Raw genomic sequence first — 1,254 nt, forward strand, 5'->3', positions numbered from 1 at the left:
ATGCTGTATTGTTGGAAAAACTGTCGGAACTCACCACTCAGCAGCTTGCTGTAATCATCACTCTCACTTAACAACCCTGCGGCAATCGCCAGTTTTTCTGCATGAACTAACACTTCATAAATGCCACCACGGGCTTTGATCGAGCCGGATATTGGTAGGTGACTATCAAGCTTGAGCATAAGGCGGCCGAATATTGGGACGTTGTACTGAGTTTCCAAAGCCGCTTTCATCTTTGGAATGTCCACTACAGGCGACTCAATGAGACCAGAAGCGGCTTTGGTTTCAGGAAAAGCTTTCATAAGATAAGGAGCAAAGCGCTTGAGCCTTGCACTCGCGACATGAATATCTTCTGCGTTCAATCCGACGTGCGGCAAACCTTCTTCAAGCGAGGTCACGTTGGGATTAAACCAGCAAACTTCATCTAGGTTGATCAGTTGCTCTACAAGTGGGAATTGTTTTTTAAGCACTTCCACATTCAGCTTGTTCATATCCTCTATCCTGCAATTCGTTCTTTAGAATCTTCCATTCAATTGGTTACGCACATAAACAAAAGCGCCGCAATTGCGACGCTTTTAACTCATTCAATTTGTGCTCTATGCGTAGTTTTGCTCGAACTCTTTCATGAAGTCGACCAACGCTTGCACACCTTCTAGCGGCATTGCATTGTAAATCGATGCGCGCATACCGCCCACCACACGGTGACCTTTTAGCGCCTTTAGTCCTTTTGCATCTGCAAGCTCAAGGAAAGTCGCGTCAAGTTCAGGCTTCGCTAATTGGAAAGGAACGTTCATTAATGAACGGTTCGATGGATGAACGCCGTTGCGGTAGAAATCAGACTGATCAATGTAATCGTAAAGCAGTTTTGCTTTTTCGCGATTCACTGTTTCAATGCTCTTAACGCCACCTTGTGCTTTAAGCCATTTGAAAACAAGGCCAGACAAGTACCAAGCAAACGTTGGTGGCGTGTTAAACATTGATTCTTTTTCAGCAAGAACTTTGTAATCAAGAATACTTGGCAGCACTTGTTTCGCCATGCCGAGTAGATCGTCACGAACAATCGCGATGGCAATACCTGATGGACCAATGTTTTTCTGAGCGCCCGCGTAAATCACACCGTATTTCGACACGTCGATTTCACGAGAAAGAATTGTCGAAGACATATCAGCAACAATTGGTTTGTCGGTGATCGGAAGATCATTGATTTCGATGCCATCGATGGTTTCATTTGGGCAAAAGTGAACATAAGCCGCTTCT

1 protein-coding gene and 1 pseudogene are annotated in these 1,254 nt (G+C 44.8%); both read right to left on the minus strand.

Annotated elements, in window-relative coordinates; translation table 11 throughout:
- Positions 1 to 488 (minus strand): annotated as a pseudogene (locus R7190_RS25595) (D-serine dehydratase); the annotation flags it as partial.
- 105 nt (positions 489 to 593) lie between these two features.
- Positions 594 to 1,254 (minus strand): 3-phosphoserine/phosphohydroxythreonine transaminase (serC, locus tag R7190_RS25600; RefSeq protein WP_318137644.1); only part of this gene is annotated, 661 nt, incomplete at its 5' end.

The organism is Vibrio sp. 1078-1 (genome assembly GCF_033340475.1).